Annotated in this window: 21 protein-coding genes, 1 tRNA gene and 1 pseudogene; 13 read left to right on the top strand and 10 right to left on the bottom strand. The window is 60.7% G+C overall.

Annotated elements, in window-relative coordinates; genetic code table 11:
* Positions 1-19: 19 nt before the first annotated feature.
* Both ACYJ11_RS12335 and bluB read right to left on the bottom strand, forming a co-directional pair.
* Complete coding sequence (locus ACYJ11_RS12335) at positions 20-1,927, bottom strand: ATP-binding protein (RefSeq protein ID WP_461647985.1); 1,908 nt, start codon at positions 1,925-1,927, stop codon at positions 20-22.
* 171 nt (positions 1,928-2,098) lie between these two features.
* A complete protein-coding gene (gene bluB / locus ACYJ11_RS12330; protein WP_170098007.1) occupies positions 2,099-2,770 on the bottom strand; it encodes a 5,6-dimethylbenzimidazole synthase in 672 nt (223 codons plus the stop codon).
* Positions 2,771-2,939: 169 nt separating this feature from the next.
* On the opposite strand from bluB, the gene ACYJ11_RS12325 reads away from it, so the two are divergent.
* Entirely contained in the window at positions 2,940-3,287 is a 348-nt protein-coding gene (locus tag ACYJ11_RS12325) for a hypothetical protein (RefSeq protein ID WP_461648437.1), read from the top strand.
* 6 nt (positions 3,288-3,293) lie between these two features.
* Here ACYJ11_RS12325 and dinB read toward each other — a convergent pair whose 3' ends face one another.
* Complete coding sequence (dinB, locus tag ACYJ11_RS12320) at positions 3,294-4,655, bottom strand: DNA polymerase IV (protein ID WP_461647984.1); 1,362 nt, start codon at positions 4,653-4,655, stop codon at positions 3,294-3,296.
* 395 nt (positions 4,656-5,050) lie between these two features.
* Between dinB and ACYJ11_RS12315 the strand changes: the two genes are divergently transcribed.
* The 3 genes and pseudogenes from ACYJ11_RS12315 to ACYJ11_RS12305 form a co-directional block, all read left to right on the top strand.
* Complete coding sequence (locus ACYJ11_RS12315; protein ID WP_461647983.1) at positions 5,051-5,365, top strand: hypothetical protein; 315 nt, start codon at positions 5,051-5,053, stop codon at positions 5,363-5,365.
* 583 nt (positions 5,366-5,948) lie between these two features.
* Positions 5,949-6,479 (top strand): hypothetical protein, encoded by a 531-nt coding sequence (locus ACYJ11_RS12310; RefSeq protein WP_461647982.1) that lies wholly within the window; start codon positions 5,949-5,951, stop codon positions 6,477-6,479.
* Between the two features lie 116 nt (positions 6,480-6,595).
* A pseudogene (locus ACYJ11_RS12305) lies at positions 6,596-6,709 on the top strand (type I restriction-modification system subunit M N-terminal domain-containing protein); the annotation flags it as partial.
* Between the two features lie 154 nt (positions 6,710-6,863).
* Here ACYJ11_RS12305 and ACYJ11_RS12300 read toward each other — a convergent pair.
* The 3 genes from ACYJ11_RS12300 to ACYJ11_RS12290 form a co-directional block, all read right to left on the bottom strand.
* A tRNA-Gly gene (locus ACYJ11_RS12300) sits at positions 6,864-6,934 on the bottom strand.
* Between the two features lie 139 nt (positions 6,935-7,073).
* Positions 7,074-7,763, bottom strand: coding sequence for a class I SAM-dependent methyltransferase (locus ACYJ11_RS12295; protein ID WP_461647981.1), 690 nt, complete (start codon positions 7,761-7,763; stop codon positions 7,074-7,076).
* A 12-nt stretch (positions 7,764-7,775) separates the two neighbouring features.
* The gene (locus ACYJ11_RS12290) at positions 7,776-8,816 is read right to left on the bottom strand and encodes a tyrosine--tRNA ligase (protein ID WP_188976404.1); all 1,041 of its coding nucleotides are present in this window, start codon (positions 8,814-8,816) and stop codon (positions 7,776-7,778) included.
* Positions 8,817-8,920: 104 nt separating this feature from the next.
* On the opposite strand from ACYJ11_RS12290, the gene ACYJ11_RS12285 reads away from it, so the two are divergent.
* The 4 genes from ACYJ11_RS12285 to ACYJ11_RS12270 all read left to right on the top strand — a co-directional run bounded on the left by ACYJ11_RS12285 (position 8,921) and on the right by ACYJ11_RS12270 (position 13,218).
* Complete coding sequence (locus ACYJ11_RS12285) at positions 8,921-11,146, top strand: AAA domain-containing protein (RefSeq protein ID WP_461647980.1); 2,226 nt, start codon at positions 8,921-8,923, stop codon at positions 11,144-11,146.
* Positions 11,147-11,204: 58 nt separating this feature from the next.
* Positions 11,205-11,639 (top strand): hypothetical protein, encoded by a 435-nt coding sequence (locus tag ACYJ11_RS12280; RefSeq protein WP_461647979.1) that lies wholly within the window; start codon positions 11,205-11,207, stop codon positions 11,637-11,639.
* A gap of 69 nt (positions 11,640-11,708) precedes the next feature.
* Complete coding sequence (gene asd / locus ACYJ11_RS12275) at positions 11,709-12,746, top strand: aspartate-semialdehyde dehydrogenase (protein WP_461647978.1); 1,038 nt, start codon at positions 11,709-11,711, stop codon at positions 12,744-12,746.
* Positions 12,747-13,062: 316 nt separating this feature from the next.
* The gene (locus ACYJ11_RS12270) at positions 13,063-13,218 is read left to right on the top strand and encodes a hypothetical protein (RefSeq protein WP_461647977.1); all 156 of its coding nucleotides are present in this window, start codon (positions 13,063-13,065) and stop codon (positions 13,216-13,218) included.
* Here the strand turns inward: ACYJ11_RS12270 and ACYJ11_RS12265 are convergent, their stop codons facing one another.
* Positions 13,219-14,172 carry a D-2-hydroxyacid dehydrogenase gene (locus tag ACYJ11_RS12265; protein WP_461647976.1) on the bottom strand — a complete coding sequence of 318 codons (954 nt, stop codon included), beginning with the start codon at positions 14,170-14,172 and terminating at the stop codon, positions 13,219-13,221.
* A 215-nt stretch (positions 14,173-14,387) separates the two neighbouring features.
* On the opposite strand from ACYJ11_RS12265, the gene ACYJ11_RS12260 reads away from it, so the two are divergent.
* The 5 genes from ACYJ11_RS12260 to ACYJ11_RS12240 all read left to right on the top strand — a co-directional run bounded on the left by ACYJ11_RS12260 (position 14,388) and on the right by ACYJ11_RS12240 (position 21,705).
* On the top strand, positions 14,388-14,909 hold the full coding sequence (locus ACYJ11_RS12260; RefSeq protein ID WP_461647975.1) for a response regulator transcription factor: 522 nt from the start codon (positions 14,388-14,390) through the stop codon (positions 14,907-14,909).
* Between the two features lie 94 nt (positions 14,910-15,003).
* Positions 15,004-16,362, top strand: a complete 1,359-nt coding sequence (locus tag ACYJ11_RS12255) for an NAD(P)/FAD-dependent oxidoreductase (RefSeq protein ID WP_461647974.1) — start codon at positions 15,004-15,006, stop codon at positions 16,360-16,362.
* 579 nt (positions 16,363-16,941) lie between these two features.
* Entirely contained in the window at positions 16,942-18,390 is a 1,449-nt protein-coding gene (locus ACYJ11_RS12250; RefSeq protein WP_461647973.1) for an APC family permease, read from the top strand.
* A gap of 446 nt (positions 18,391-18,836) precedes the next feature.
* Complete coding sequence (locus tag ACYJ11_RS12245; RefSeq protein WP_461647972.1) at positions 18,837-20,069, top strand: permease; 1,233 nt, start codon at positions 18,837-18,839, stop codon at positions 20,067-20,069.
* A gap of 508 nt (positions 20,070-20,577) precedes the next feature.
* Positions 20,578-21,705, top strand: a complete 1,128-nt coding sequence (locus tag ACYJ11_RS12240; RefSeq protein WP_461647971.1) for a hypothetical protein — start codon at positions 20,578-20,580, stop codon at positions 21,703-21,705.
* Positions 21,706-21,963: 258 nt separating this feature from the next.
* Here the strand turns inward: ACYJ11_RS12240 and ACYJ11_RS12235 are convergent, their stop codons facing one another.
* The 3 genes from ACYJ11_RS12235 to ACYJ11_RS12225 all read right to left on the bottom strand — a co-directional run bounded on the left by ACYJ11_RS12235 (position 21,964) and on the right by ACYJ11_RS12225 (position 25,345).
* Complete coding sequence (locus ACYJ11_RS12235) at positions 21,964-23,613, bottom strand: PAS domain S-box protein (protein WP_461647970.1); 1,650 nt, start codon at positions 23,611-23,613, stop codon at positions 21,964-21,966.
* Positions 23,614-23,876: 263 nt separating this feature from the next.
* Entirely contained in the window at positions 23,877-24,734 is an 858-nt protein-coding gene (locus ACYJ11_RS12230) for a lysostaphin resistance A-like protein (protein WP_461647969.1), read from the bottom strand.
* A 62-nt stretch (positions 24,735-24,796) separates the two neighbouring features.
* On the bottom strand, positions 24,797-25,345 hold the full coding sequence (locus ACYJ11_RS12225) for a DUF1684 domain-containing protein (protein WP_461647968.1): 549 nt from the start codon (positions 25,343-25,345) through the stop codon (positions 24,797-24,799).
* Positions 25,346-25,414 lie beyond the last annotated feature (69 nt).

Genomic DNA, 25,414 nt, shown 5'->3' with positions numbered 1-25,414 from the left:
GGTATCGCGGTACGAGTTTTTACTCGCTGTCCCCGTCCAGAAACGCCGATTCGAGTCGGGAGACGACTGACTCGACCTCGTCGTCGTCGAGTCGGCGGTTGCTCTCCTCCTGAACCAGCGCTGCCAGCCGCGTGTCGTACTTTCCACGGCCGACGTGCTCGACTAGACCGCGGAGCCGGAGCTCCCTGTTTCGCGCATAGGCCCCCGTCCGATCGCCGGAGCCACCGGCCGAGAAATGGGCGTTCAGCGGCGTCCCGGGACCCTGTTCGCGGTAGTACGCGAGCATCCGGCGGGTCTTTCGGTCCAGTTCGTCGATGTCGGCTCGAAGGTCGGCGTAGACAGCGGGGCCATCGGCATCGGACGACGTCTCGTCTTCGGCGGCTTCAATTGCCCCGTCCGACTGCTCAGCTTCGACGGCCTCGGCGATAGCCGCTCTTAGGTCTTCGTCATCAGCCGCAGCAGTGTCTGTCTCAGCCTGGCCGTTGGCTGGCACGGCCGCCGCACTGCTGTCTGGGCTGGTCCCGTTCGTCGCCACAGCACCGTTCTCAGCGTGACCGTTCGACGCCGATTCGGCGTCCGCACTGCTGGTATCTGACTCAGGTTCAACGTCCGGGCTGCTGCCGTTCGCGTCTGCGCTGCCACTGGCGCTCCCGCCGTTCATCGCAGCCCCGTCCTCGGCAAAGGCGCTGAACGCGTCGCCGAACCCACCGCCGGACGTGGCGTCAGCGGTATCGTCCGGTTCCGAGGGCTGTTCATCGCGGGGATCGTCGGCGTTCGCCTCGCTGTCGGCATCTGCGTCGCTGTCCGACGTGGACTGTTCAGCGAACCGTTCGCGCTGGCGGCGCATCTTCTCCTGTTCTGTCCGACCGGGGTTGTAGTCCTCGGCCTGATCCAGCATCGCTTCAGTGAACTGCTCGGCCATCCGCGAGAGGTCCCGGGCGTCCTGCAGTTCCGCCTCCAGTTCAGCGATGCGGGAGTTCTTCTTGTCCAGTTCCTCGCGGAGTTCCTTGATGCGGTCCTCCGTCTCCTGCTGTTCGTCGCTGATGGTCTCCAGTTCGGAGACGAGGTCGTCGCTGACGGACTTGAGTTCCGGACGCTCGAAGTCGTCGAGGCCCGGCGTCGCACCTGCGTCGAAGGTCTGCTTGCGGTGGAACTGGACCCGGCTTACCTGCTCGGCCCAGTCGTTCATCATGAACGCCTCGCCGTCGTCCAGGTCTTCGACGGCGTCGGCGTACTTGTTGTCGAGGATGCGACCGACCACTTTCGTGTCGTTGTTCCAGGTCAGGCGATGCCAGACCAGCCAGTCACACTGGGTGATGTAGTCTTTCTTCACGTCGGCCGGACGCTGACTGATGCCGACGATGCCCAGCCCGTGTTTCCGGCCGCGCTTCCCGATCTTGATGAGCATCTTCCCGACCTCGCCCATCGACCCCTTCTCCGGCATCCACTCGTGGCACTCCTCGACGAGCATCAGGAAGGGCTGTTTCTGCTTTTTCGCCTTCGCGAACAGTTGCTTGGCGACCTCGGTCAGTAGCGTCTCTGCTTCCTCCTCGTCGAGGAACGACGAGATGTCGAGAATGATGGGGACGTTCTGCTCCAGCGCCAGCGACGCGATCTTGCCGGCGTGGTCGTCCGTGACCTGGATGTCACACTCCTCGTCACCGCCGACATGGAGTATCTCGTACTCCTCTTTCAGGCCGTAGTACTCGCCATCGATGTCGACGATAAGCAGGCCGAACCCGTTGTCCAGCAGTTTTTCGGCGATGACGCTCGCCGTGTTCGACTTCCCGGACCCGCTCTTGCCGGTGATGAACCCCCGGCCGGTCAGCAGTTCCACCACCGGGAGATTGACAGTTTCTCCCGGTTCCCCGGTCCCACCCGGCCCCGCGCTCGTCGTCGCGACAGTTATCTGTTCGGTCTCTGCCATGCGTTTCTGTCACGAATGAGGCGTGCAGGCCCCATAACTCTCCGTCAGACGCCCATCAGCTGTGGAACAGGTCTAGACGCGGAGCGAAACCGTTCAAAACCACTCCGAGATATCGCTCGCTCGGGGTTCAAGTTCTTGTGTGCTATCAGCGGGGCTTCGATTCTGACTCCGTTATGACTGCGGTTCGGGTGTCCGACTGGGGTCCCACTCGTCGTAGTGGACCAGTTCCGTTCTGTCGATGCGACTACGCCAGCCTTCCTGTTGCAGTACCGGTTCAGCAGGGAAGCCGTCTTCCGGGTAGCCGACACAGAGGTAGGCCACAGGCTGAACGTGGTGTGGAATGTTCAACACCTCACGGAGTTCGTGGGGGTACAGGAACGAGACCCAGCCGACACCGATACCTTCGGCACGGGCAGCGAGCCAGAGGTTTTGGACGGCAAGGCACGTCGAATAAACGTCCATTCGCTGCATCGTGTTCCGGCCAAGAACGTGTGGCGCATCACGAGTGGGGTCACAGGTAACACAGATATTCACCGGGGCATCGGTTATTCCCTCCAGTTTCAACTGGCCGAAATCTGATTTTCGCGGCTCCTCGTAGCCTTCGCGTGCGGCGGCTATCGCCCGTTCGGCAATCGCTGCGACCGCTGATTTCGTCTGCTCGTCCTCGATCACGACGAAATCCCACGGTTGCGAGAACCCGACGCTGGGCGCGTTGTGTGCGGCATCAAGGATCCGTGCCAGCACGTCTTCGGGAACCGGGTCAGCGGCAAATCGTCTGATATCCCGTCGCGAGTAGATGGACTTGTAGACCGCCTCGCGGTCGCGTGGTCCGAACTCAACCATATATTCCCTGACAAACGACAGTTGTAAACCGGTTGTGCTGACCAACGTGGTCTCAGGTACAGCGAGATGCGAACACGAAACAGATAGCGAGTGTTGCCAGCCAGTCTGAGACGGGGTAACGGCTATTGTAGTGGGGTTCCTTGACATACTTGTTCGGCTGGGGCTGGCCATGGACAGGTACGAGACGTTCGTCGAGGACGGAACGGTGTACGTCGGGAGTGACGACGGCCCGCTCGAAGTGGCCCCGCTGGAGGACATCGTCGCGGCCGCCGGCGGGCCGGCCTGGACAATCACCTACTCCAAGGCTGAGAAGGAACGGTACGCCGGGATGGACACCAGTGACGAAGGGCTGGTGGTCGACGTGGTCGATATGTTACACGCGATGACCCACAGCCAGCGGTTCGTCGACACGCTGGCCGCGCATCCAACAGAAGTCCCGGCTGACGACACTATTTCGCCACGAGCCGGCCTGTTCGTCGGGAAACTGCTGGAGAATCTGGAACACGGTGTCGCCTGAGCGGCCCTAGAAATCCGCGAGCGTCGTCTGACCGGGCGGGAGTGCAACCTGAGCCTCACTGGCGTCAGTTCCCTCGCCTCCCGTGTCCTCGGCAGCCTCGCTGCCCCCGTCGTTCTCACCGAACGTTCCGAGTCCCACCTGTCCGTCCCCGTCCTGTTCTTTAGCCGTCTCTGAGCTGTTGTCGGCGACGGAGCTATCGCTCTTCTCTTCGGTTCCGGAGTCACTGCCGAACCCGTCCAGATTAGCTTGTTCGCCGGCAGAGAAGTCCAGGTTCGAGACGCGAACCCCGACCTTCCGAACCGGATCATCAGCGAACTCGCCGAGCAGGTCCAGCGCGATGCGCCTGACCAGTTCGGGTTCCTCGACCGGACCGGGGAGCGACCGGGCACGCGTGTTCACGTCGAAGGGCGGCGTCACGACCTTGATGCCGATAGTCTGGTAGCGCGCACCCTTTCGCTGTGCGCGGTCAGCGACAGCGTCGGCGAGGGTGCGAACCTGCCGACACTTGGTCTCCATATCGGTCGTCGCGTCAGTGAACGCGGATTCCCGCGAGAGACTCTTGGGGTCGCCTTTCGGCGTTACCGAGCGCTCGTCCTCGCCGCGGGCGTAGCGGCGTATCTCGCGGCCGCGCTCGCCGAAGCGCTCGGCCAGCAGTTCCGGATCGGCGGCCGCCAGATCGCCCGCAGTCCCGACGTCTAGAGAGTCGAGTTCCCTGGCGGTGACCGGGCCGACGCCATGGACGTCCTCGACGGGCAGATCGGCGAAGAAGTCCCGGACGGTACCCGGTTCAACGATGACCAGCCCGTCCGGCTTGTCGCGGTCGCTGGCCACCTTCGCGGCGCTCATCGTCGGCGCGACACCGACGCTCGCGACCACGCCGACCGCTGACTCGATTGTGTCTTTCAGATCTCTTGCCCACGACTCGACAGTCTCCCATGAGACCCGCTCAGTTACATCCAGATACGCCTCGTCGATACTTACCTCGCGGACGACGTCCGCTTCTGTATGGAGGATGTCCCGGACATCCGCGGCGATGGACTCGTAGAAGTCCATGTCGACGGGGCGGTAGAATCCGGCGTCCTCGACATCGAGGTCCGGGTCCTCGACGGCCTCAACCTTCCGTGGGAGCCGTTCCAGTGCTTCGGAGATAGCCATCGCCGACTCGACACCGTACGCCCGGGCCTCGTAGCTCGCTGTCGCGACGGCCCCGTGGGTCGCGCCGTTCTCGTAGCCCATCCCCACAACGAGCGGCTCGCCGCTGAGTGCCGGCTCCCGACGCTGTTCGCAGGCGGCGTAGAAACAGTCCATGTCGACGTGCGCCACTATCTGCTCGGGGCCGCTGGTCCCAGGGAGCCGCCCAGCATCCATACCCGACGCTACGTGTACTGGCAGAAAACCCCACCGGCCCTCGTCGGCCCTATCAGGACAACGTACGGACTGCTGTATCGGAAACACCTCGAAAAACTGGAGCAGGGAAAGTGGTGGGGGTGGGGGTGAGGTGTCAGCTGCTCCGTCTGCCGTTGGTTTCAAAGCGATACGTGACCGGTGGAGTGGCCAGTCTCCACCGGCGATGATCGTCCGCCGATGCCAATCCCGGATGGTACGACGGTCGTTCCCGTCGGGAGCGTAGGAAGCTCCATGTTAACAAAAGTCATGGCAACACTTCAATGTTGGCCGACGTTATGTTTGTCTCACACTTTGAGAGCCCCCTGACCGCATCCCGCTCGAAACGCTTTCAATCCTCTCCCCACGACTGCGACGTAATGACCGAGCTGACGGACTCACTGCCCGACAGACCGCTTTCGACGAGCGAGATCTCGGCCCTCGAAGCCCAGCACGACGACTACGGGTTTGCGCCGGTCGGGTTCTTCCCCGACCTCGACGTGGTGGCCGCGTTCGTCGTTATCATCAACGGCGACCGTGGCTACAGTCTCGGCTACGACCGCAACGGCGACGGTTGGGTCGTCGTCGAGTCCCTCGAGGACGGCGAGGACTTCGCCGGCGTCACTGACCGCCTGCAAGAGTGGATGGGTGATGACTGGGAAGAGTTCGAGCAGGCTGCCGTCGAATCGGAGTGAGAGTGTCGACTGCTACGGAATCGGACAGAGGTACGCCCAGCGAAAGTCAAACACGGGGTGGCGCATCGGCTGATCGTCACTATCTGTCGGAACGGACAGCGACCGGGATTTGAACTCGACTGCAAATCCTCGCTACCGCTCGGATTTCCGTAGTTCAGATCTCTCTGTACAGCATTTGCTGCTCGCGGTTGTGCTCGCAGCAAAATGCGGCGACCGGGATTTGAACCCGGGCCATGAGCTTGGAAGGCTCTAGAGTGCTCGGACCGCCTCGCGCCCGAAACCGCACTCAAATAGGCCGCCAGTGCGTCTATACCAGAATCTATACTTGACAACGCGGGGTGAGTATTTATATACACCGGGCCAAAATCCGCCCTTCCTACACAATGAGCCGTGTGGCTCACGTCGGTAACACTGTTCGTAGACAGAACACCGTTTACGGGGTCCTTGGTCGTCAATATCGGCATAAGCGCGAACGCACGACTAGAACTCTAAGACCGAAGTATCGGGAATATATTCGAAGAATGAAAATAAAAAGATAATTTTTTAAGATCATAATGTCGTAGGTTGAATCGGTTCACTGTTTATGAATTCCAAGAAAATCAGTTGGGGCGACGTTGAAAAGTTGAAAATGGTGGCGGTGCTGGGATTCATTGGCGCTTTCCTTGCTCTTGTTATACCAATAGAAGAATGGATCGAGACGACAGGAACTTGGGTGTTTGATGTGTCCCTCTACGGTACAGATGTGGCATTCAATGAGAGGCAATCGCTTTCTATCGCTATACTGCTCTCGATGATGGTGGTAATGGCTGACGCGTTGAGTGACGCAATATATCATCTTTTGATGGATGTTGCTCCGGAACGGCTCAAAAACGCAATTTCAGATAGTACAAAAAAGGGAGTTTTAGCCATCATCAAAGTAACTGTTGTACCAATATCCTTATTTTTATTTACTGCGGGAATGATTAGATTTCAGGTTGAGTTACATGGGGGTGCTTTTGAGATGAACCGAAGTAATTTAATGAATCTCACAGCAATAATCTCACCACATAAAGTGGTGTTGTCGACCATCGCCGGTGCCACAGGATACTATCTCGGGGAAGTGGCTAATTCTTAGCTACTGTACTCTAATAAGTACCAGTTCGTATACTGACATAGCAAAGTAGAGATATTCCGAGGATTTCGCTTGCCCGCACCGCAGAAAATAACAGCCCCCGGTATAGCTACAGGAGAATAACCCTCTCTCTGGACGGTCTTGAGTTGCACCTGTTCAAATGTGCCGACATAATCCGGGACGCCGTTGACCCAACAGATTATAAGGAATTCATTCTGCCGCTCGTCTACTTCATGTTATTTACCCCTATTCCTGTGAACCAGACACGAATCTGAAACCGCCATAGGGCGGCGTTCTATCAGCGTTCGGAACGGATTTTGCTGGACGATTTTCATAGCTCTTTGGTCCAGATTCCGTCGAAAAACGCAAGACGGCGAAGTCGTGTTATGCGGCGACCGGGATTTGAACCCGGGCCATGAGCTTGGAAGGCTCAGGTCCTACCACTAGACCACCGCCGCTCACTCACTACGTTCGTTCGCGGCGTCGTTCGCAAATCCGTCGGATTTGCTCACCACCGCCGCTTGCTCGTGCGGACACAGGCTCGGCGGGCTGTGTTCCGCCCGAGTGCGAACGTATACCCTCATAGATGGAAGGCAATTAAGTGCGTTTCCCTTCTGGCTCGACAACCCCGTAACAGTTGCCGCTTGACAGTTCCATCGAGACGAGCCGGAGGTCGCTGTCGGCGACATCGCGCTCGAATTCGGCCGGCGTATAGATGTGATAGAACCGCGGGACCGTCTCGCCGCCGGGGAGCGTCCAGTCGACGGTCGTGTCGAAGCCCGCGTCCGCGTCGGTGTCAGCGTCGAAGCGGTCGTGGGCCGTACTCCACGCGCTAACGAGCGCCCGAGCGCCCGGCGCGAGCACGCGAGCCAGTTCATTCAGGCTGGCGCGACGGGCGGACCGCGACGGGAGGTGATGCAGCGTCGCGACGTACACCGCGAGGTCGACGGACCCGGCTGTGAGCGGAAGGCGGGTCGCGTCGCCCTGCAGCAGCGCGACGCTGTCGCCGACGCGGTCGGTCGCGGCTTGCAGGAGCGCGCGGCTGGCGTCGAGGCCGACGACGCGGTCAGCGACCCCTGCAAGCAGTTCCGCGTGGCGGCCGTTGCCACAGCCGACATCGAGTGCCGTCTCAACGCCGCCAGCGTCGTCGACGAACGATTCGACCTCCGGCCAGGCGTACTCGCGGGTCTTCGAGAAGTGGTCGCCGATGTCTTCGTACGTCCGGCGGACGGCAGCCCGGGAGCGCGTAGGTTCGTCACTCTCGGCGCTCTGGTCGGGGGACGGCATCGGTCGACGGCGTTACTCCGCGCCGTACTTTTCCGGGTATGCCTCGGCGAGTAGCTCGTCCTCGTCGCTCAGTCGCTCCCGAACCGGGTCGATCACGTCCGAGATCGCGCTGGCGGCCGAGGGCTTTAGGTCAGCGGGGTGGAGTTCGCCGCTGACGAAGTCCGATTCGACCTCGTCGTAGCTCTCGTAGGTCAGGTCGCCGCCGTACTCCTCCGGGCGCTCGACGACGAACGAATCGCCGCGAACGTCCAGCACCGGGAAGACGAGGTGTTCGAGGTACTCCAGCACGCCGTTCTCCTCGACCTCGCCGGCTGGGCAGTACGCCTGATTGATCTTCTCGTCGACCTCGTCGGGGCTGTCTGTGAGGTTGACCTTCGACGCCTCATCGGAAGCGCTCATCTTGCCGCCGGAAAGGCCCGACAGCAGCGGGGCGAACAGACAGATCGGCGACTCGCCGCCGTGGTCCGGCAGAATCTCGCGCGAGAGCATGTAAATGCCGCGCTGGTCGACACCGCCGTAGGCGATGTCAGCATCGAGTGCTTTCACGTCCAGCGTCTGCATCAGCGGGTAGATGAGCCCGCCGAGGTTCGGACTCTCGGACTCACGGACGACCTCGCTGGCCGCGCGCTGCGTTCGCGAGATGGTCGTCTCGGCGGCCATCCGGTACATTTCCAGCGTGTACTCCTCGTCGAGCTGGAAGTCGGTCCCGCGGACGAAGGTCACATCTTCGGGGTCCGCGCCAGCCGCTTCAATCATGCCCTCGATAGCCGTCTCGTAGTAGGCCGAGCGGGCATCCAGCAGGTCGAAGGGCGACTTGTTGTCGTCGAGGTGGGCGTGCAGGTCCGCGATGAGGACTGTCACGTCGACGCCGGCCCGCAGGAAGTCTGCGAGCTTTCGCATCGTCGTGAAGTGCCCGATGTGCATCTCGCCGGTCGGCGCGTAGCCGATGTACGCCGACGGGTCGCCGTCCTCGAACAGTGTCCGCAGTTCGTCCTCGGTGACGACCTCTGTCGTGTGTCGCGTCACCAGATCGAGTCGCTCGGCGGTATCCATACCGATGTGTGGCCGGTCCGGCGATTAAAACGTTCCTGTCCGGTGTGACGGGCTATCGGGGTGGGCCGTACTGTTTTATGACAGCAGGGCACAGTCGGGGGTAGATGTCCCTCCTGTTCGACCACGTCATCGGGTCCTTTGACCTCGACGACGCGTCGCTGTGTGTCCCCGACGACGACGCTCTTGACGATCGCGGCGATGTCGTCCCCGCACGCCCCGTCGCCGAGTTCGCGGCCCATCACGGCGAACTCGCCCATCCCGAGGAAGACTGGGTCTGTATTCCGTTACACGAACCCGACTCGGCGCGACCGACGGGGGAGTACGTCGCCTTCACCGATCATTCGCTGCACGGACAGATCTTCGTCTTCGAGCGCGACGGCGAGCGGGACTTCGTCGACGCGGACAGGTTCGGAGCCACGGGGCTGGCCGACCGGCTCCGTTTCTGGCATTCCGACTACGTCCCGGAGACGTACCCGCCCTCCTACGACTCGCCGATAGACGACAGCGAACCGCCCCGAAATCCGATCCCGTCGGATGAACTGCTCGACGGCTTGCGTTCACACGTCGAGCGCGAACGTGAGGCGACTCGCCAACAGAACCGGGAGCGCGCCGAGGGGCGCTCACCTGACGAGGTATACGAGGCCGGTGGCGACGCAGTCCCCGAACTCTACGCACGGGGCCGAGACGACGGCACGTACCAGTTCCACGTCGACCCGCCCGCGGATGTCGCCGCTAGGCAGGACGGCGACTGGGCGTTTGTCGTGGAGTCGGTGTTCGGCATCCACGAAGGAAACGAGGTGCTGATTCACGATGTGGACGGGGCCCGAGAGAACGGCCCGTTCCCGGTCCCGGCGACGGTCGAGCGCATCCGCGGCCGGTCGGTCTGGCTCGCGGTAAACTGGGCCGATATCGACGGGGCGACAACGCTCGAAAGCGCACTCACTGACGGTGACGCCACCTACGGGCTCACGGCATTGCTAAATCCCGTTCCGTTCGACCGCGAACGAGAGGCGATCGAGTCGCTGACCGACCACCGTTTCCGGGACGTGCTTGCCGGCAACCGGCCGATAACGTTCTCGAATGGCGCGGCCGCCCGGAGCGACCAGTTCGACGCGGAACTGAATCAGGAGCAGCAACTGGCCGTCGAGCACGCGCTGCTGGCCGACGACCTGTTCTGTATTCACGGTCCACCGGGGACCGGAAAGACGCGAACGCTGGTCGAAATCGTCCGGCGGGCCGCACAGGCCGGCGAAGACGTGCTTGTGTGTGCGGACTCGAATCAGGCCGTTGATAACCTCGTGGCGGGGTCGTCGACGAGCGACGCGGCGGACCCGCAGTCACTGCACGCCTACGCCCAGCACGGCGACGGCGACTACACCCTCGACCGCGTGAACGCAAGCCAGTCGGCAAACGACGTTGTACGGCGCGCCTACGGCGACGTACCGGAACGGGCAGACGTGGTGGCGGTGACGAACAACAGCGCCGCCACGCTCGCCCGTGAGTTCGATCTGGTGGTGCTCGACGAAGCGACCCAATCCACCTGCGCGGCGTCATGTATCCCGCTGGTCCGGGCCGACCGCGCCGTGCTGGCCGGGGACCACCGACAGCTTCCGCCCTACAGCGCCAGCGACGAACCGCCAGAATCGAGCTACGGCCACTCGCTGTTCGAACATCTCTACGCCGACGGCGGCGTCTACGACGGCGTCGGCCTCCAGCTACAGACCCAGTACCGGATGCACCGGGACATCGCGTACTTCCCGAACCGGCGGTTCTACGACCGGACGCTACGGAACGGGCGGGCGGTCGACCCATTAGCCGACCGGCCGGCGATAGAGGGGTACAACGTCGGTGGCCGGGTCGAGACTGTCGGACACTCCAAGGCCAATCCTACCGAAGCCCGACTGGTCGCCCATCTCATTCAGGACCTGCTGTCGGACGTGCCCGCCGAGGAGATCGGCGTCATCACTCCGTACAGCGCGCAGGTGTCGAAGATCCGGGAGATTCTCGCCGAACGTACTGACGCCGCTGACGGCGTCACCGTCGACACTATCGACTCGTTTCAGGGCGGCGAACGGACAGCGATCGTCCTGTCGCTCGTCCGGAGCAACGCCGAGGGGAACGTCGGGTTCCTCGGGCGACCGGTCGACGGCCCTCGTCGGTTGAACGTCGCACTCACCCGAGCGAAGCGGTACTGCGCTGTCATCGCTGACTGGCACACGCTCCGCTACGACGCCGACGGGAAGTGTACGGACCTTTACAGCGATTTTTACCAGTTCGTCTCGAACACCGACCGCCTGAACGACGTGGACCCCGAGTTCATTCCGGTGTAGCCGGCCAGCTACCGTCCGACTGCGATGGGTCCAAATACGTCCGACCCAACTGTCTCACATGTACACGGGGAAGACGGAGAAGGCCTGCTGTCTGTGCGGGAATCCCGACACTGCGACCCGTCTCGATCTACCGCCGCGGGCGGTCCCGCTACTCAAGCACGCAGACCCGATCGCCTGGCAGGACATCGTCGGTGAGGTGTCCATCTACTTCTGTGACTCGGACTGGGAGACGGTTCGAGATCTCGTGTTAGAAACCGGGATGAGTCCCCTGTCCAGATGTAACGCCGCCCGTGCCTCCTTCGATCTCCGGGAGGACTTCGAGGCGCTGCTGAACGACATCCGGGACGAGCCGGACCACACGGAGATCGAGGCGGAGATGCGCGCAAAGGCCGAGGAGACGCTGGCGAATCACGACGACCCCTACGTCGAAGAGCGGGACCTCGTGGAGGCCCGTGTCATCGAGTGGGTGTTCGAGGATACCGAGGACGAGTAATCCTACGAGGGCAGCGGTACCGCTTTCGTATCCAAACTGTTTTGACCACCCGTAGCCGTGTGTCAAGCGATGACTGTACGCGTAGGTGTGCTCGGTGCGACTGGCGCAGTCGGGCAGCGACTTATTCAACTGCTCGATCCCCACCCCGAGTTCGAGATCGCAGCACTGACAGCCAGCGACGCGAGCGCTGGCGAGACATACAAGGACGCCGCCAAGTGGCGCGTCAATTCCCCGATCCCCGAGGATGTGGCTGGGTTAGAAGTCCGCGCCACCGACCCGGATTCGGTTCCCGACGACGTCGATCTCATCTTCTCCTCGCTCCCGTCGAGCGTCGGCGCGGAGGTCGAACCGGAGTTCTGTGAGGCCGGCTACACAGTCTCTTCGAACTCCTCGAACGGCCGGATGGACGAGGACGTTCCCCTCATCATTCCCGAGGTCAACGCTGACCACGTCGACCTCCTCGAAGTCCAGCGCGACGAGCGCGGCTGGGACGGCGCGCTCCTGAAGAACCCGAACTGCTCGACGATCACGATGGTCCCGCCGCTGGCCGCCCTCGACCGGGAGTTCGACCTGACTGACGTGCGTGTCTCGACCCTGCAGGCCGTCTCCGGCGCGGGCTACTCCGGCGTCACGTCGATGGAGATCATCGACAACGCCATCCCGCACATCGGCGGTGAAGAGCAGAAGATGGAGACCGAATCGCGCAAGCTGCTGGGCTCGTTCGACGGTGCGGAGGTCCACCTCAACGAGATGGACGTGGCCGCCTCCTGTAACCGCATCCCGACGCTCGATGGCCACCTCGAAAACGTCTGGGCCGACACGGCCGAGGACATCTCCACGGCCGACGCCGAGGCCGCGATGGAGGCAGTTACCGGTATCGACCTGCCGTCTTCGCCAGAGAAGCTCATCACGGTGTTCGAGGAACCCGACCGCCCACAGCCACGACTCGACCGCAACGTCGAGGACGGCATGGGCGTCGCAGTCGGTGGGTTCCGCGAAACGAACGACGGCGTCCAGTTCAACTGTCTCGCGCACAACACGATGCGAGGTGCCGCCGGTGCGAGCGTGCTGAACGGCGAACTACTGAACAAACGCGGCTATCTGTAACGGTCGGTCTCGCCGAGTGCGGTTTTTGGAAATTGACCGAGGTCAAGTCGCTAAGCAGACATTTTTCACGATCAGTATCGACTACGTACACATGGTCTCCCGCGACACGAAGCTTCAGATTGGGGTGGTGAGCGTAGTTATAATCGTTTCAGTGCTCCGCCCATTCGTATTTCCGCTCGGACGGCTTGGGTCGGTCGCGTTTTTTGCAGGTGCGAACTTTGTCATATTGGGTGGCGCACATCTGTACCTAGCTCTTGTGGGAGATAGTGAGACAATTTCAGTTGCCGCCCGCTGGCGGTACATCGGAGTTGCAGCGATGGTAGCTGTGGCCTCCTTCCTGCGAGCAGTCGCCGGACGGACTAGCGTCGGGAGCGTCACGCTCAATCAACTACTCGGCGGCGTGCTCGCTGTGACAGTGGTATCCTATCTGGTGTACGAAGCCCGCGCTGGCTATCTCGCCAGCCGACAGTGACTAGAGCTCGATTTGGTTCCTGAGACCATCCCATTCGCCGGTTCGCTCGGCCCGCTGGACGTTTTCCGCCACGATGTCGGCCAGCCGTTCGTAGTAGCTCGGCGTGTGACCGGCGTTATGTGGCGTGATGAGGACGTTCTCGAAGTCCCACAGCGGATGGCCGCTGGGCAGCGGTTCGGGATCGGTCACGTCCAGTGCTGCACCGCCGATATGATTGCGCTGGAGCGCACTGACCAGCGCGTCGGTATCGACAACTGGGCCACGGGCGACGTTGGTAAGTACCGCCTCGGGGTGCATCGTCCGGAACACTTCCTCGTCAATAAGGTGGCGCGTCTCGTCGGTGAGCGGGCAGGCGAGTCCGATGTACTCTGTGTCGGCGACCGCCTCGTGAATCTCGTCGAAGCCGTACACCTCGTCGGTCGGCCCGCCCTTCTCCGGCGAGTGGCGGACGCCGACGGTCTCCACGTCGAATCCCTCAACGCGGTCGACGATGGCCTCGCCGATCTCGCCCAAGCCGACGATGCAGACACGGCTACCGGCGAAGTCGTCAGTGTGGAACGACTGCCAGACGCGATCGCGCTGGTGGCGGCGAGCGGTGAAGAAGCCCCGAGCGAAGGCGAGCCACGAGCCGACGACGTTCTCGGCGACGTTCGGGCCGTGGACGCCGGAGGCCGTCGTGAGCGCGATGTCGCGGTCCGCTAGGTCCGAGAGCGGGAGATGGTCGTATCCAGCGTATGTCCCTGCAAACAACTGCAGCGAGTCGGCAGCATCGACCAACTCCGGTGAGAGGTCGTTGCCGGTCAGGACTGTCGCGTCCTCGATCAAGTCCCGCTCGGCCCCAGGCGTTTCAGCGACGGCGATGTCCCACTCCGGTAGTCGGTCCCGGAGCGCTGCCGCGTACTGGTCGACCGGCATTCCGTGAACGGCGTATCGGGTCACGACGATATCGGCCATTGAACCCCTCCTGTGGCGTGCGGAGCCATACCGGCTGTTCCACGCGGGGGCCTCAAAACGGTGCCGGCAGTCCGTCGATCGCACGCCGAAATAGTATTCGTTTAGCAATCATTAGAGAACGGGCGAAATACCAGCATGAATTAGTAAAATTTGTAGTAATAGTTCGGCGATATCTTAGAATATTTGTAGGATGACCGGCGTAGGATTTCGAAGGAATGGGGAGACCGACTAGCGTTGCGGTGATCGATGACGATAAGGACTATAGACAACTCTACAGACTTTGGCTTCCGGAAGAGTACGATGTTATAGAGGCCGGTGACGGCCGTACGGGGTTACAGCGGATTGATGACTCGGTCGATGCGGTACTGCTGGATCGCCAGATGCCGGAACTGTGCGGCGAAACGGTCGCCGAAAGGCTCCGGCAGCGGTCCGTTACTCCTGCGGTCGTTATGATCAGTAGCGTCAGGCCGGACGTGGATATTCTGGATATTCCGGTCGATTCGTATCTCAGAAAGCCCGCTGACCGGGATACCCTGTTGTCGGTGCTCTCGACAGTTCGTGCCCGATGCGAGTACGAGACGCAACGTCGGGAACTCCTGGGACTTGCCGACCGCCGAGCAACGGTTGTCGACGCTGTACGGGCCACAGTGCTTGCGGAAAGCGACGCGTACCAGCGAGCCGTCGAACAGCTAGAACAACACGACGTGTCACTCACCGACGCAGCGTCCGAACCGTAGTGCGCAGCGCGTTCCAGTTCAGACACAAGGGCGTCAGAGCGCGAATCCGATGCAAGACAATAGGTTTTAGCGGGCGCGGGACGCGGTAGCGGGTATGGAACACGTAGACGTCGCCATTGTGGGTGGTGGCCCGGCCGGGTCGTCGGCGGCCGAGGCTGCAGCCGACCACGGGGCCGACGCCGTCCTCCTTGAAAAGGGGGTCCCCAGAGCCGACCGCGAGGGGACGGGGCCGGACTCGACGGACGCCGCTGGGCTGCTCGATTACTGGTTCGACATTATGGGTATTCCGCGGTCGGAGTTCCCCGAGGACGTGGTGCTGAGCGAACTCGACGGGGCGAAGTTCTACGGCCCCTCGACGGAGATGACGCTCACGGAGACCGGTATCAGTTCCAGCACTGACGACTTCGGTATCACGTTCCACCGGGCGCGGTTCGACGACTGGCTTCGCGAACGAGCGACGGACGCGGGCGCGGACTACCGCGTCGGCGTCAGCGTCACCGGCGTCGACACCGATCTCCGGAGTTCACCGCGACACACCGTTCGGCTGGCCAACGGCGAGGACATCGCCGCCGAGTACGTGATCCTTGCCGACGGCCCACAGCGGACTATCACCGGCGGCACGCTCGACCAGTTCCTCCCGGCCGGGCAGACGATGGCCGACATCATGCCCTCGAACGAGGTCAACCACATCGCCTATCAGGAGCACCGGCGGATGCCCGAGGAACTGTTCACACCGGAGTTCATCGAGTTCTGGTGGGGTATCATGCCCGGCCACACAGCGTACCCGTGGATTTTCCCAAACGACAATTCCGTCGCGCGCATCGGCCTCACGATGCCCATCGGCTTGGATATCAACGCGTACGACCGCAGCGAGTGGGACTTGCTCAGAGCGAACGACGACAGCATCCCGCAGGGCCGGCAATACATCGAGCGGCTGCTCGAACGGGAGTTTCAGGCGTACGATCTCGACGACTTCCCGCTCGTCGAAGACCGCGGGAAATCGAAGGGGACGGAGACGTATCCCATCTCCTCGACCCAGCCGATAGAGTCGCCGGTGGGTGCCGGCATCGCTGTGGCCGGTGGCGCAATGGGGACCACCTCGGCGTTCCACGAGGGCGGCGACCACGTCGCCGTTCGCACCGGGAAAATCGCCGGCCGCCTCGCCGCGAACGACCGCCTCGAACGGTACAACGACGCCTGGCACGACGCCATCGGCGACGAAATCCTCCGTAACGTCACCTTCGCAGATATGGTTCGGGACTGGCGGCCCACCGACTGGGACCGGGCCTTTAGAACTGCCAACGACTTGATGGACGCCCGTGGAATCAAAGCCGATGCGGCGCTCCGTGGCGGCTACAACGGCATCAAGATGGTGCTGGCTTACAAATGGGGGAAGTTCTCCTCTCGCAACGGCAAGTACGTCCAGCTGCGCGAGGACGACTACGCTGTCTGAACGTCACCCTTAGGTGTGCCACCGGCGAAGTACGGATGCGTGCCTTTAATCCCCGGCTGAGACCCGTCACCGGGACGATGACGACCCGGAGAACCCGGGCACGCGACATGACCGCGGTTCACACCGCATCTGGTCGTCTTCCGACGACCCGCCAGACGGTTGCACCGTCTGGGCGATCGGTGATTACGCTGTAATCACCCGCGCTCGCGGCTGACGCCGCTCGCGCATTTGGTCGCTATTCAACGACCCACCCGGCACGAGGGTTTGCCGGCTGACGTGGCACACCGCCGAGGATGATGCCGGACGTTAGTGTTCCGGGTGTACATTTCGAGTATGCTACTGAAGCCATTTGTAAATAAGATATGTGGCTGTGATTGTCACATTCTGTCGAGGCGGGGTATACCTCACTGAGCCCCATCCCCGTCGTTTTCTCGGGAGAACAGTCGATGATGGCGAGGCTGGAAGAGTGATCCTAGTCTGTCGTCAGTTGGCGACCCTCCGGAGACGATTCCCAACGCCATGCAATACCCTACAGGCTTTTATTCCGATGCCAATAACTGTCAATCAGGAAGGGGTACCGTGACTCAATCCGAGGAAACACGGCGGTCGGGGGGTGCCGTTGAAGAGCGACTGGAAAGGAATATCGGCCTCCTCGGGGCTACCTCGATCGGGGTTGGGACAATGATCGCGGGCGGGATCTTCGTGCTCTCGGGGCTGGCTGTCGCCACCGTCGGTGCAGCCGCCGCAGTCTCATTCGGGTTAGCGGCGCTTGTGGCATCGTTCACGGCACTCTCCTACGCCGAGTTTGCGACCATCTATACTGTCGACGGTGGCGGCTACGCCTACGTCGCCGAGGTGTTCGACTCTGACTTGTCGTATCTGGTGGGGTGGCTGATGATCCTCGGTTACCCCGCAAGTGCGGCCTTCTACCTCGCGAGTTTCACCGACTGGTTCGCGCGGTTCATCTGGCCCGCACTGGCACTCCCGGCTGCCTTGCCCTTCTGGATTCCAGGTGTGGTCGTCCTCAGCGTGCTCGTAGCTATCAACTTCGCCGGTGCCAAGGAGAGTGGCAAGTTCCAGATCGTCGTCACTGGCCTCAAGGTGGCGCTGATCGCTCTGTTCCTGTTTGGCGGCATTCGAGCGTTCCAGGCCGACGTAGTTGCCACCTCGCTCTCGACTCACGCCACGCAGTTCGGGGATGTCGCGCTTACATCAGCGCTCGTGTTCATCACCTTCTTCGGCTTTGAGGCGATCGCCACCAACGAAGGCGAGATCGAGTCGCCTGAGCGAACCGTTCCACGGGCTATTTTCCTGAGTATCGGGCTCGTAACCCTACTGTACGTGCTGGTGGTGCTGGTCGTCGTCGTGGCGATCAACGACGGAGCGTTTCTCGCGTTTCTCGTCGAGCGCACGGGGCTAGCCTCTCAGGCGGCCGCCACATCGTTCATAGCCGAACACGGTGAAGTGGCGATGGCAAGGGCCGCACAGTTTTACCTCGGTCCGGCCGGGTTCTACATCTTCGTCGGCGGTGCACTGCTGTCGATGCTCTCTGCGGCCAACGCGACGGTGCTGGCGGGGTCTCGAGTGAAGCTGGCGATGGCCGAGCGCGACCACCTCCCCGAGTCGATCGAGCAAATCGATGAACGAACGGGAAGTCCGACCGTCGCGGTAGCCGTAACCGGCGGACTGGGTCTCCTGTTTTTCCTCGTGTTCGGCGTCATCTTCGCGGCACCACCCGGTGAAACTCCTCCGGAGAGTAGCCTCGTTCTCGGGCTGGAGTCACTGGCGCATTTCGCGGATTTCATGCTTCTCGGGGGGCTGGCGTTCGTCAACGTCGCGCTAATCCAGTCGCGCCGAAAGTATCCCGACCGCAAGCGGCGCTTCCGCGTTCCCGGTGTTCCTTGGGTGCCGCTTCTAGGGGCCGCGTCGACGCTCGTACTCTTAGCGAGTCTAGAACACGTGAGCATCGTACTTGGGATCGGTGCCGTCGTCGTCGGAGTCGTCTTCTGGTTCGCCGTCCTTGATTAGCCGCGAAAGCGCTACCATACTTTCTCAGTGACTTCAGGTTCCCCGCCGACGGGGATCTATCAACCCAGTTACCTCCGTCAGAGAAATTTACCCATCAGCTATCAGACTCAATCCACTGCTGCAGACATTTGCTATAGTCAGTATGCCGTTTCTATCACTCACTGCAGGTATCCAGGAATGAGGGCTCCCAGGAGTAGTGACATTTGTCAGCTCTGAATGCTCGTGCTGGATACAGAGCTCATACCACCTAATGGCCGCATCATTGGTTTGAATATCTTGGTAGATGCCGGTACGCCACTAACATACAAAATTTGAATCCGAATCTATACTGGATTTCTTAAGCACAAGAGCATTGAACGTGGTGACTGTATTATATATTAGAATGATTGGTGAGAACGGAGAGTGCGATTGGTGGTCGCCAACTCCAACTCAGAGGTGGTCACGAAATGGTGACAGAGACCTTCGTTGAGGGCTTGCACCTCGCTGGGGAGATGTTCTGGGAAACGTGGTGGGCGCTCGTCCTGGGATTTACCATCGCCGGTGCCGTCGAAACGTTCGTCAGTGAGGAGAAGATGTCTGCCGTCCTCGGGGGGAACGGCTGGCGTGAACTCGGTCTCGGGACGGTCTTCGGGGCGGCGTCCTCGTCGTGTTCGTTTGGCGCGGTTGCGACGACCAAGTCGCTGTTCAAGAAAGGCGCATCACCTGTTGCTAGTCTGGCTGCCTTTCAGTTCGCCTCGACGAACCTCGTGATCGAATTGGGCCTTGTCATGTGGATTCTGCTGGGTTGGCAGTTCGTACTGGCCGACTATGTGGCCGGCCTGCTCCTCATCGGACTTCTCGCGGTGACGGTCAAGTATGTTGTCCCGCAATCGTGGTTCACGGCTGCGCGCGAGCATCTTCGATCCTCGGAGGGCGTGCGTGATCCGTCGTGTGGCATGGAAGTCGACCCGACGAGTGACGACATCGTCACACTGGAGACCGATGGCGGGACCGAATACTTCTGCTCGGAATCGTGCAAACAGGCCTACCAAGAGCAGCAACGTCAGGAAGACGCGACGTGGCGTGATCGGCTGCTAACTCGTGATGGCTGGCGGCTCGCCTCGAAGAACGCGCTCGGTGAGTGGGGGATGCTCTGGAAAGACATCGTCGCAGGCTTTCTCATCGCCGGGCTGATCGGCGCGTTCGTTCCCCGTGAGTGGTGGACGACCCTGTTTGGCCTCGGTGCAGAGGGGACGCTGGGTTGGGTACTTGCCAGTGCAATAATCGGGGTCGGCATCGGCGTGGTGACGTTCGTCTGCTCGGTCGGGAACGTTCCGTTCGCGGTCATTCTCTGGAATAACGGCATCGCCTTCGGCGGTGTGATGAGCTTCATCTTCGCGGACCTCATCGTCCCGACCATCGACGACGCCTACCGCCGCTACTACGGTCTACGGATGGCTGCTGTCCTGTTCGTCTCGATTTTCATCACCGCCGTTATCTCGGGCGTCGCCATTCACTATCTCTGGGGCGGGTTGGGCCTCATCCCACCGCAGGGCGAAGCCGGCGGGACCGCACCTTCTGGCTATACACTGTACCTCAACACTGTGTTCACAATGCTGTTCCTCGGGCAGATCTACGTCGGTCACTGGACGACAGGGGGTGACGAGAAACCCGGTGAACACGAGATGCAAGCGGGATAACGAGATAGCGACACGAGGGGAGATGCTAGTGCCCTGCTGAATAGAACCCCTGTGTTCAGCAAGCTGTTCTTGACAGAACGTGAGCATACTGACACGCACGACGATACCTGTCTGCTCGTACTGACTAATCCGATACCACAACTGTGACGCTACCCACCAACCCGTCACGTTCACTCTCGACTATCGGTTACCCGCGTAGCGTGACGATGTTGGTCTACACGCTGGATGATGGCTTTGAGCGGGGGGAACTGTTTGGAACGGCGCAGAAACGACCGGTCAGTCTACGTGCGAGCAGTTCACGCGTGACTGGTCGGGAGCGTGGAACGGACATTCGATACTCCACCAGGGTGACACCCTGAATCTCAGCCGATGTGATGCCTGCAAGACCGAACTACCTGTACTCGTGCCAACTTTTCCTTGACTTCCAAGGGCAATTACCCGGTTGGGTCGCTAAATATCCAATTTGACCGTCCCGGAGAGACTTACTTCTCCATGCAGAGGACTTCGTATGGACCGACGTACGTACCTCGCCACAGCTGTGGGACTCGGGTCTGGTAGTCTCACCGGGTGTAGCAGCTACTTTGAGGGGGAAAATGAGACTGCAACTAACGACTCGCTGAGAGACACATCGACGGCCGATTCGTCGGATACAGAGGTACCGACCCCGCCGAACAGGCTCTCCGCTGGCTCACATACGGTTACGCTTACCAATCCAAGAGTCCGTGCGTCGATACGGGACGCAGGAGTTCACGTTGATGTCTTCGCCGAGCGAGGCAGTCAGTTCCTCGTACTTGATGTCGAGACAGATGTTACCAGAGTGAAACAGCTCCCAGTAAGAGTCGCCGCGGACGGCGAACGGATAACCGACCGACTGTCGCTTGTCGGGCGTCCGGATACGAAGACCACAGGAATCATCAGATTTCCCCTTCCAGTTTCAGAATACGAGAGCGTCGCGGTCGTGCTCGAAGCAGACGGCGAATCCGCTCGCTGGCGGGTTCCGGATGCCGTTGTCGAACTACTCGCGCACGCTCCAGAGTTCGTCGTTGGCGATATCGAGGCACCCAGCAGCGTCCGATCCGGAGAGTCATTCACTGCCTCTTTTACTGTCACCAACGACGGGAGTCGCGACGCACGGTTCCTCGCAGAGTTCGGACACACGCTCCTGTCCGATACCGGTGAGGTCGAGGTCGCAGTTCCGGTGGGCGAGCGTCGGACACACACCAGCACCATCGAACCCTACTACGAGACTAATCTTGGGGAAATCCCGATGATACTCGATTGGGGCATCGACACTCACCGCACGACTGTAGCCGTCGAACGCGAAACATCGACGGCCGACCTCCCACCCCTTTCGGATGCCCTGCATATCGAATCAAGTCACCCGATTGATGGAACGATGGTCAACCTCGGTGTTGGTGGGATGGCCCGAAACACCAGTACTGCACTGCTCACAAACTGTATCATCGTAGCCTCCGGAGATGTCGGTGACCGACGGTACAGCGGTATCACACGCCGTGACCGACTCTGCCCGGACCAGACCTGGGAGTGGGAGGTAGCCTTCGGCGATGAGGCCGACGAACAGCGCGCGCCTGTTAGAAATATCGAGATCGAAGCCCGAGCGGAATCATCCAGTTGATAATCACTCGGGATGTATCGACTGAGCCACCCGTTGATGAATCGCCACGAAACCTAGGAAATCTTACACGGAGTCCGGAAGTAGGAATATTATGGGTCTGAGGCCCTTAGCAGCGAATAACATAGTCCCCGAGCCTACTAGTAGTTTCTCGCCCGATCGTGTTCCGGGCGACATTCTACTGTTATATCGGAAACGCAGGTGCGACGCCGAGACTGTCGGAAACGGCCCTGCGAGCCGGATACTCAGAACTCAACGGTATTAGGATTGTAACGGCCACTGGATCTGTCCATCACGTCGGCTCAGTTCGTATTTGAGCCAGCGGGTGAGTAGTTCGACGAAGGCCTGTTCGTCCTGTCTAAACTGGCCCGACCGGGAGTCACGGGCAACGAAACAGACCGTCCCGAACAGCTCACCGTCGAGTTCGATTTTCGCACCGAGGTAACAGCCGATACCGTACCGTTGGTGTGCGGGGTCGTCATCCAGCCCCTGCTGCTCGGCGTTGTAGATCGAAAGCATACCGTCGGATTCGATAGTCCGTCGACAGTAGGTCTCGGAGAGCGATGTGATGTCGCCGGGGGCAGTGAGAGACGGGTCGCCGCTAGTAGCGATTATTTCATGTGTTCCCGCCTTGGGATCGACTGCGACGAGATGGCCCTGATCGATGCCGAGATACTCGACACCGAGCGCCAGTACGTCGACTAACCGCTGTTCGAACCGTCGGTCCGTATCGTTCGTGACCTCGTAGAGTTTCTCTCGGTAGCGTTCGGCCGTCGCCTGTCGTCGCTCCCGTTCGATCTGCTCTGTGATGTCCTTGATCACGTTCGCAAAGCCGCGGATGTCGCCGTTTTCTCGAAGCACTGTGACGGTCACATCTGCCCAGAACGTGCTCCCGTCCTTCCGAACCCGGAGCCCGCGGTCGGTGGCCTTGCCGCACCCCCTAGCTTCCCGCAGCAGTTGCTCGGGGATGCCGTCGGCCACCTGTTGCTCGGTGTAAAACGTCGAGCAGTGCTGGCCGGAGATGTCAGACTCCTCGTACTGCGTGATCTGCTCCGCACCGGCGTTCCACGACTGGATGTGACCGTCAGTGTCGAGAAGAAATATCGCGTAATTCTCGACTGCATCGACGAGTAGCCGGAACCGCTCGCGCTCGTGTCGCAGTTGCGTATCGAGTTCTTCGCGGTCAGTCCGGTCACGAACCACGCAGACAGAGCCGTCGTCTTCGATACTCGCGACAGTGTGTTCGCCGATGAACTGTGTCCCGTCGGCGCGTTCGAGCAGTGTCTCGCCCGTCCATGTCCCGTTTTCGTTCACAGCCGGGAGGATTTCATCATCGACCGTTTTGAGGCTCTCTGCCGAGTGGATTTTCTGCCAGTGTTCGCCCAGAAGCTCGTCGCGCTCATAGCCGAACGTGGCCGCGTAGGCATCGTTCAAATAGGTGAACCGGCCTTCGTTGTCCAGCGTGCTGATGCCATCCCAGGCCGCGTTCATTGCGTGGTGGCCACGCGTGACTTGCAGTTCGTCTCTGCGGGCTTCGACGGCGTTTTGCACCCGGTTCGCTAGCACCGTGTACTGGGACGTTCCCGATTCCTTCTGGATGTAGTCCGTGACACCTGCGGAGATTGCTTCGGCCGCGATCTCTTCGCTACCCTTCCCGGTGTAGAGGATGAACGGAAACTTCGGTGCGTCCTCGCGAATCCGTTCGAGGAACTCCAGCCCGTTCATTCCAGGCATATCGTAGTCGCTGATAATACAGTCGTACGTGTCCTGCGGGCGGTCCGCGATGACCTCGTCGGCCCGCATCGCAGTATCGACGCTGAAGGAATCCATGGTCCGCTCGAGATATGCCGCAGTTAGATCGGCAAAGTCCGGTTCGTCATCGACATGTAAGACGCGCACTGAACCAACCATCTGTTTAGATATTGTGCAAAAACCGTAATAAGACGTTTGTCATTTCAAAGTATTAGCATCAATGTATCGCCTGTCACTGGGTAAAAATTCGGGTGATTGATCGAGTGCTAGTTCGGAGGAAAAGGATATCTAGGGGAGGAAAATCGCCTTTTAGAGGTGCAAATAGAATATAATTATTACCTTCCCCTGGGTGTACAGGCCGGAGAACAAATCACATTATTTACAAACGTTCTACACTACGAGCCTGCTTGGGCAGGGGCTGGTCAAAACCAGTTGCGACTGAGGACGCCCGCGGCGGACGAGAGTTCACCACTGAATTTTACGAAGACGTACAGGCCAGTAAACAGCGTCGCATTGTACGCGCCGTGGATGAGTGACGGAATGACGATGTTGTCCGTGTACTCGTAGGTTGCACCGAGGATGAGCGACGGAACGAGGAGGGCACTTACCGCGACGAGTTTCCCCCTGACCGATCCGGCAAGGGCAAAGTAGTGGATGCCGGCGAAGAAGGCACTCGCGATGGTGACGCCCGAAATCGGGCCGAAGTAGTCCCGAATGCGGCCCTGAACGACGCCACGGAACAGCAGTTCCTCGCCTGGGCCGATGAGGAGAAACGAGGCGGGAATCAACAGGAGGAGAACATCCGGGTTCTCCATCCCGGTCTTCGCTGCCTGATTGGCTGCCGGTTCTATCCCGAACATCGAGATGAGCGCCGTGATTATCACAGACACGACCACGAGCCCACCCATCGCGCTGGCATAGCCCAGAACGACAATGCCGACCCCACGGAGATTCGGCACAGAAATGCCAATACTGAATGGTCCAGTGTCTGGCACATAAGATAACATCTCGCGGAGTTTCGATCTGATAACCGGCCTGAGCTTGATGTAGGTGAATGCGATTACGGGGCAGCCGATTCCTTGGACCGTTATCAGCCCAAGAACCAGCGTCTCTACTTCCGTCAACTCGACTCCTGCACCCATTGACAGCAAAAAACGGGTAATGAGTGACAGCCTAGCGCCGAACAAAAGCCCTATCACACCCAGCGAGAGCGCCGAGAAAAGCGTAAACCCGTACTGGAAGGCCTGCAGAACCGGACGGTCGCGGGTCGCCGTTGCCATACACTGCCTTGGTCGTGGCGATGTGTAAACAATTCGTTTGGTGTTGGTGTCGCGGCCCGCGTTCAGTCAGTCCGTTCCCCGGCTGTCACCGCGGTTTCGAGCCAGTTCGACTCCGGCGGGAGCGGACAGGAGAAGGTGTCGCTGTAGGCACAGAACGGTGAGTACGCGAGGTTGAAATCCAGCGTAATCTCGTCGCCGTCGCTCAGGTCGCGGTCGGGTTCCAGTTCCATGTATCGGCCGCCATCGTAGCTCTGTTGGCCGGTCGTCTTGTCACGGAACGGAACAAACAGCGTCCGCGACTCGTCGGCGGCCTGTCGGAACGCGTGGAGCTCGCGGGACTCGCCGTCGAGGTCGAACGACAGCGTCGCGACGTGGAGATAGCGCACCGTTCGGTCATCGCTCGTCTCTAGATCGACCGACTCCGGTGTCTCGTGGACTGTAACTGTCGCTTCGACCCGATAGTCGGGGTCCGGATCGAAGTAGCTGAGTCCGTCGAAATCGTCGCGTTCTTCGGGCGGAATCGGGGATTGGCGGTGTTCTGCGAAGAAGCGGTCTTTCTCGTCCCGGTTGGCCTCCAACTGCGCTGCCCAGTCTTCGGTGTCGTCGTCCATACAGAAACGGTGGTGACCACGCAGTTTCAGTCCGGCGACTCGGCGACAGACGAGCGATATCGTGACGTG

The organism is Haloarcula sp. H-GB5 (genome assembly GCF_054850705.1).
This window is presented reverse-complemented; position numbering and strand designations above follow the sequence as displayed.

Bases quoted from the DNA above. Each gene is read 5' to 3' on its own strand.
- ACYJ11_RS12310 (WP_461647982.1), top strand. From the start codon at position 5,949: ATGAATTCCAAGAAAATCAGTTGGGGCGACGTTGAAAAGTTGAAAATG.
- ACYJ11_RS12255 (WP_461647974.1), top strand. From the start codon at position 15,004: ATGGAACACGTAGACGTCGCCATTGTGGGTGGTGGCCCGGCCGGGTCG.
- ACYJ11_RS12265 (WP_461647976.1), bottom strand. From the start codon at position 14,172: ATGGCCGATATCGTCGTGACCCGATACGCCGTTCACGGAATGCCGGTC.
- ACYJ11_RS12335 (WP_461647985.1), bottom strand. From the start codon at position 1,927: ATGGCAGAGACCGAACAGATAACTGTCGCGACGACGAGCGCGGGGCCG.
- ACYJ11_RS12240 (WP_461647971.1), top strand. From the start codon at position 20,578: ATGGACCGACGTACGTACCTCGCCACAGCTGTGGGACTCGGGTCTGGT.
- ACYJ11_RS12245 (WP_461647972.1), top strand. From the start codon at position 18,837: ATGGTGACAGAGACCTTCGTTGAGGGCTTGCACCTCGCTGGGGAGATG.
- ACYJ11_RS12295 (WP_461647981.1), bottom strand. From the start codon at position 7,763: ATGCCGTCCCCCGACCAGAGCGCCGAGAGTGACGAACCTACGCGCTCC.
- ACYJ11_RS12315 (WP_461647983.1), top strand. From the start codon at position 5,051: ATGACCGAGCTGACGGACTCACTGCCCGACAGACCGCTTTCGACGAGC.
- ACYJ11_RS12290 (WP_188976404.1), bottom strand. From the start codon at position 8,816: ATGGATACCGCCGAGCGACTCGATCTGGTGACGCGACACACGACAGAG.
- ACYJ11_RS12225 (WP_461647968.1), bottom strand. From the start codon at position 25,345: ATGGACGACGACACCGAAGACTGGGCAGCGCAGTTGGAGGCCAACCGG.
- ACYJ11_RS12285 (WP_461647980.1), top strand. From the start codon at position 8,921: ATGTCCCTCCTGTTCGACCACGTCATCGGGTCCTTTGACCTCGACGAC.
- bluB (WP_170098007.1), bottom strand. From the start codon at position 2,770: ATGGTTGAGTTCGGACCACGCGACCGCGAGGCGGTCTACAAGTCCATC.
- ACYJ11_RS12235 (WP_461647970.1), bottom strand. From the start codon at position 23,613: ATGGTTGGTTCAGTGCGCGTCTTACATGTCGATGACGAACCGGACTTT.
- ACYJ11_RS12325 (WP_461648437.1), top strand. From the start codon at position 2,940: ATGGACAGGTACGAGACGTTCGTCGAGGACGGAACGGTGTACGTCGGG.
- ACYJ11_RS12280 (WP_461647979.1), top strand. From the start codon at position 11,205: ATGTACACGGGGAAGACGGAGAAGGCCTGCTGTCTGTGCGGGAATCCC.
- ACYJ11_RS12230 (WP_461647969.1), bottom strand. From the start codon at position 24,734: ATGGCAACGGCGACCCGCGACCGTCCGGTTCTGCAGGCCTTCCAGTAC.
- ACYJ11_RS12260 (WP_461647975.1), top strand. From the start codon at position 14,388: ATGGGGAGACCGACTAGCGTTGCGGTGATCGATGACGATAAGGACTAT.
- dinB (WP_461647984.1), bottom strand. From the start codon at position 4,655: ATGGATGCTGGGCGGCTCCCTGGGACCAGCGGCCCCGAGCAGATAGTG.
- ACYJ11_RS12270 (WP_461647977.1), top strand. From the start codon at position 13,063: ATGGTAGCTGTGGCCTCCTTCCTGCGAGCAGTCGCCGGACGGACTAGC.
- asd (WP_461647978.1), top strand. From the start codon at position 11,709: ATGACTGTACGCGTAGGTGTGCTCGGTGCGACTGGCGCAGTCGGGCAG.